The organism is Pelatocladus sp. (assembly GCF_059505505.1).
Genome location: NZ_JCACKS010000130.1, coordinates 1 through 6,526 on the forward strand (window position 1 = coordinate 1; position 6,526 = coordinate 6,526).

2 protein-coding genes are annotated in these 6,526 nt (G+C 45.5%); both read right to left on the bottom strand.

Features of this window, described 5'->3' with window-relative positions:
- On the bottom strand, window positions 1-1,636 hold a 1,636-nt coding region (locus AC5JMK_RS11655; protein WP_495910137.1), incomplete at its 3' end, for a condensation domain-containing protein.
- 2 nt (window positions 1,637-1,638) lie between these two features.
- A partial coding sequence (locus tag AC5JMK_RS11660) for a class I SAM-dependent methyltransferase (protein WP_495910138.1) occupies window positions 1,639-6,526 on the bottom strand: 4,888 nt, incomplete at its 5' end.

The following is a 6,526-nucleotide window of genomic DNA, read 5'->3' on the forward strand; positions in this document are numbered from 1 at the left end:
CCTGTTGTTCAAACAACTGATGGATACATTTATCAGACGGATAGTCTGTCTGAGTCGAGTTCCACTCTACCAACAATTGTTGACGCTCAGATTCTGTCAGCAGGGGTAATTCTGCTATTCGCGCTTGGGGATTTGCCACAATTGCTGTGAGTAAAGTTTCAAAATGTTGAGCTATGCGAATAATTGTAGTTGCATTAAATAAATCAGCATTGTAAGACCAAACGCCCTCTAAACCTGCTTCTGTTTCCCAGTAGTTCACTTCCAAATCAAACCTGGCTTTGACATCAATTGGCAAGGGTAGATTCTGGATCGTTAAACCTGACAAACTGTCTTCCGAGTGTGGAGTATTTTGGAGGGAAAACATTACTTGTATTAGAGGATTACGACTCAAATCTCGCTCTAGTTGTAATTTTTCCACTAACATTTCAAAGGGTAAGTCTTGGTGAGCGTATGCTGACAAAGTTGTTTGCCGCATTTGCGCTAAAAAGTCAGCAAAGTTGGGGTTGAGCGAGAGATCGCCCCTTAAGGCTAGGGTGTTAGCAAAAAACCCCATCAGCTGCTCGACGCTTTTGCTATTGCGATTGGCGATCGGCGAGCCAACAACAATATCTGACTGACCACTATAACGAGAAATTAACACCAAAAAAGCCGCTAGTAGGGTCATAAACAACGTTGAGTCTGACTGTTGGCTCAGTTGCTTGAGGCGTTGCGTGAGGTCGTGGTCTAATTGAAAACACTCAACTCCACCCCGGTAACTCTGAACTGGAGGACGTGGTCGATCGCCAGGTAGTTCTAGTACACCAGAGACACCCGCTAATTGTTTTTGCCAGTAATTGATTTGGCGATCAAGGACTTCGCCTGTCAGCCACTGACGTTGCCAAAAAGCAAAGTCAGCGTATTGGATGGGTAATTCAGGTAGTGGGTTGGTCAATCCTTGAGTGAAAGCTGCGTATAGCTGAGATAACTCACTAAAGAAGATGTTCAAAGACCAGCCATCGTAGATGATGTGGTGCATCTTCAACAACAGTACATACTCTTGGGGACTCAATTGGAGTAGAGTAAATTCTATTAATGGCCCAACAGCCAAATCGAAAGGTTTGGACGCAAGGAACTTCGCTATTTGTCGAATTTGGTCTGTTTGCTCTTCGGTTGACAAATCCTGCAAATTATGCGTTGGCAAAGTTAAGGCAGTAGGAGAAGCAATTAGCTGGACAGGTTTTCCGTCTACCGTAGGAAAAGTGGTTCTTAAAACCTCGTGACGGCTGACAAGTTCATTCAGGCTCTGCTCTAGTGCAACTATATTAAGCGAACCGTCTAGCCGCAGAGCCTCCAACATATTGTAAGCAGTACTATCGGGTGAGAGCTGGTGCAGAAACCAAAGCCTCTGTTGGGCGAAAGATAGTGGTAGCTCACCGTCTCGTGGCACGGGTTGAATGGGTAACTGCTCGGAGGTTTTAACCTGCTTTGCTTGTTGTAAAAATAGAATAATTTCTGTTTTACGCCCAGCTATTTCCTGATGCAGCATTGGAGTTAACACTCCTTCAGGCGCATGACAACGCAAGCGATCGCCATCGGTCTCTAGATCAATACTCAAGTTGCTCAGGTGACGAACAAATTCAACAATGCTGTTAGTCATTTTCAAAACTCCACTACCTTTTTACTGACTTCTTTAACCGATAAATCTTGTGTTACCAAATCCACTACTTCCATGTAGGATGCGATTCCAGCTACTGTGGGAGACTCAAACACCATCTGTATAGATAGGTCAAGTCCAAAAGCTGAGTTGATCCGTGAAATTACTTGAGTAGCTAGTAGTGAATGACCACCAAGCTCAAAGAAGTTGTCCTTAACGCCAATACGTTCAAGTCCTAAAACTTCACTCCAAATTTGAGCTAATTGAGCTTCAATGGGGGTTCGAGGTGAAACAAAGCCAGTTGAAAGATTTCTGGAAGCTGTATCAGGTGTGGGAAGCGCCCGACGATCCACCTTACCATTATGTGTCAAAGGCAGGGCATTGAGGAGGACAAAAGCTTGAGGCACCATATAATTGGGTAGCTTTTGTTGGATAAATTCCCGCACTTGTGGTACCAATTTCTGGACTAACTTGCCGTGCAAGGGATTATTAGTGTAGTCAGTCCAGGGTTTAGTAGTGAGTGTTGAAGTATCCCAAAACTTGTAGTGAGCGTAGTCGAAGTCTTGCTTGTCAGATGCTTGCGTTGAACTATTACGACATAACACCACATCATAGCAACCATCCTGACTACCCTCCCACCAACTTAGGTGAACAGTGTAACCGAGCTCCTGCCCTAACTCCCAAAACTCTTCAGGATTGATCCCAATTGTTGACTGTTGTGCTAGCAACTGCCGCAATTGGCTGACTGTTTCGAGATTGGGAGGATTTTCCAACCATTGCCAAATCTGTAAGGCTTGCTGCACCCGTTGATTAGGCACACGTCTGATTCCCAACAGTTGTGGCTGTTGGACATGCAGTTGATTTTGAATCTGTGCTAATGAGAGCTTGTCTAGTTGCCAGTTTAACCAAGGAACTACCGTCGCTTCGGCTTCGCTCCGTACAGATGCTTGGACATTAGCATCCACATGCAGGGTGACATCATAACGAAATTGAGTTAACTCATTTTGACTGTCACCACGTTTGGGCTGAATCTCCAGCCAAGCAATCTGAGGAAAACGGTGTTTCAAGGCGATGAAAAACCTGGGATCGATGACCAGTTCTTCTTCGGCAGCTACACTAGAGTGTACCATTCGCTGCCATTGCTCAATGCTTCTTGACTCGTCGGCTTGGGAGAACTGCACAGCTGCATGGTATGACTCCAATAACGACAAGCTGCGGACATCGCCCACGAATAGGGTACCGCGATCGCCAATTGTTGCCATTGCTCCTTCTAGAACCTGCAACAAATACTCAACACTGGGAAAATACTGCACTACTGAGTTCAAAATTACAGTGTCGAATTCTGCTTGGGGGATACCTGCAAAATTATCCGCCATTTGGTGTAGCAGTTGCACATTTTCTAGACCTTCAACCGTGTCGCATACCTGCTCAACGTACTGTATGGCTGCTATGGAATAATCTGTTCCCCAATACTGTTGGCAGTTTTTGGCAATGCGAAATAGCAGTAAACCCGTGCCACAACCAATTTCTAATACCCGCTTCGGTTCAACCGCCATAATTCGGCTCACCGTACTCTCAACCCACTCGTGCATTTCCTCAGTCGGGATGGGTTGTTTGGTATAACTACTGTTCCAACTAATAATATTAAACGTCAGGTCATCTGTGGATGCTTGAGGTTGGCTATAGGCTTGTTCATAGAGCATTTGCCAGTCACTAACGTACTCGCTTTGCCATTGGGCAACTTCTTGGGGTAATGCTTGGCGATGAAGAGTAGGTACTAAGTAAGCCACCAGACGTTTATCACCAGTATTATCAGCTCTGGCGACGACGACACTCTCCTGTATCAGGGGGTGTTGACTTAATACTGCTTCAATTTCACCCAACTCGATACGGAAGCCGCGTATTTTTACTTGATTATCTATGCGTTCTAGATATTCAATATTGCCATCAGGCAAATAACGTGCTAAATCTCCGGTTTTGTATAATCTACTTTCTCCTGACTTCTCGAAGGGATTGGGAATAAATTTCTCGTTGGTCAAGTCGGGGCGGTTAAGATAGCCGCGTGCCAATCCCACACCACTTATGTGTAACTCTCCTGGTACACCAATTGGTACTGGTTGTAAGTGCGAGTCTAGGATGTAGATTTGTGTGTTGGCGATCGCTCGCCCAATAGGTACTGTCCTAAGATTACTATGTGGTTGGCATTGCCAGGAGGTAACATCAATTGCAGCTTCTGTTGGCCCGTACAAATTGTGCAATTCGCACTCTAGACGAGTGAAAAAGCGTTCCTGTAATTCTAAAGGCAGAGCTTCACCACTACAGATAACTCGTTTCAAGCTACTGCAATTTTTTAAATTTTGTTCTTCTATGAAAGCCTGGAGCATGGAAGGGACAAAATGCAGCGTAGTAATCTGTTGTTCTAAAATTAGGTTGACCAAGTAAGTACTATCCTTATGTCCACCTGGTTTAGCCACAACTAAACGCGCTCCATTCAATAATGGCCAGAAGAACTCCCAAACTGAGACGTCGAAACTGAAAGGAGTCTTTTGTAAAACGCAATCTGCTGGTGTTAATTGATAGGCTTGTTGCATCCACAACAGGCGATTACAAATCCCCAGGTGGGTATTCATTGCTCCTTTAGGTTTTCCTGTTGAGCCGGAAGTGTAGATGACATAAGCTAATTTGTCAATTGTAGAGCTAGTGACAGGATTATCTTCACCAACTGCACCGATTTCTCCCCAGTCTGTATCTAAGCAAACTACACGCGCCCCATGTTCCGGCAGACTAGTCAGGAATTTCTCTTGAGTCAACAGTACCTGCACTTGTGAATCATTCAGCATATAAGCCAAGCGTTCTTGGGGATATGTTGGTTCAAGCGGCACGTAAGCACCACCCGCTTTGAGAATTCCCAACAGTCCCACGAGCATTAAGAGCGATCGCTCTACACAAATACCCACCAGCACATCAGCTTCCACACCCAAAGACCGCAAATAGTGCGCCAACTGATTAGCACGACAATTCAACTGCTGATATGTTAGAGACGCGAATACCCTTGTTTGTACATTCTCAAACACCACAGCAACTGCATCAGGGGTACGCGCTACCTGCTCCTCAAACAACTGATGAATACACTTATTCTGATAGTCTGCTTGAGTATTATTCCACTCTTCCAACAGTTGGTGGCGTTCGTGCTGTGTGAGTAAGGGGAGTAATGACACTGGCTGCTGTGGATTTGCTATTATTGCTACGAGCAAAGTCTGGAAATGTTGCATCATGCGGGCAATAGTCGCCGCATCAAATAAATCTTTGTTGTAAAAACAAAAGCCCTCAAGACCTTCAGGTGCTTCCCAGAAGTGGACTTCTAGATCAAATCGAACCGAGTCAAGCTCCCAAGACACCTCCTCGATCCTTAAACCAGGCAGATCCCAAGGAGAAGTTGCAGCATTCTGGAGAGCAAATAACACTTGCACTAGTGGGTTGCGATCCAGGTTCCGCTCAACCTGTAACTCTTCGACTAACATCTCGAAAGGCAAATCCTGATGATCATAGGCGTTTTGAGTCACCTGTCGTACCTGTGCCAGTAGAGCTTCAAAGGTTGGTTCTTGGGACAGATCAAATCTCAGTGCCAGAGTATTGACAAAAAATCCAATTAACCCTTCGATTTCTTTGCGGTTGCGATTAGCAATTGGTGAGCCAACCACAAGATCCGTTTGTCCACTGTAACGAGACAGTAATACGACAAAACCTGCCAACAGCGTCATAAACAGAGTGCTTCCAGATTCCTGGCTGATCTGTCTAAGTTGCTGTGTCAGCTTGTCGTCTAATTGAAATCGTTCTGTACCTCCTCGGAAAGTCTGTATAGCTGGGCGGGGACGGTCTGTGGGCAGTTCGATCAGAGGTGGCGCTCCTGCTAACTGTTGCTTCCAGTAGCTTAACTGACGCCCCAACACCTGAGTTGTTAGCCACTGGCGTTGCCACACGGAAAAGTCGGCATACTGTACAGGTAACTCTGGTAACACCATTGAACTACCCGTAGAAATACTTTGATAATAAGCTGACAGTTCGCGGATTAAAATGCCTACTGACCAACCATCAGCAGCAATATGGTGAATCGCTAACACAAATACGTATTCGTCGATCGCAACTTGCCAAAGCACTGCTCGCACTACAGGGCCATTAACCAGATCGAATGGTTTGCAGACTTCCTTTTCTACCTGTTGCTTCACTTGTTTCCAGGGATCTGGTAAATTCTGTAGATCCACCACTGGCATCGTTATGGTAATATTTTGAGCGATCGCCTGGATTGGCTTGTTATTCTTGATCTCAAACTGAGTCCGCAGAACTTCGTGGCGTTGTACCATCGCCTGAAGAGCTTGTTCCAAAGCTTTGACATTCAAATTCCCTAACAGACGCATGGCGAAAGGTATTGTGTAAGCACCAGTTTCGCCTTCCAAGTGATGCACAAACCACAGACGCTCTTGCGCCCAAGATAGGGGAATGTCTGCATCTCTGGAAACAGGTACAATCGGTGGTACCGTCAGACCCGAATTAGTTTGAAGTTCACTTGAGATGACTTCACTTAACTGGGCGATCGTTGGTGATTCAAATAGATAACGCAACAGCAACGAAGTCCCAAAGGCTTCCTGTAAGCGAGAAATTACCTGAGTAGCTAGTAGGGAATGCCCCCCCAGTTCAAAGAAATTATCGTGAATACCTACTTGCTCTAACCTCAGCACTTGCGCCCAAATCAGTGCTAATGTTTCCTCGATGGGGTTGCGGGGTGCAATAAATTTGTCTGCTATTTGAGTGTTTAAATCCGGTGTGGGTAGAGCGCGATGGTCTATTTTACCGTTGGGAGTTAGGGGTAGGGCTTCCAACATCACAAAAGCCTGG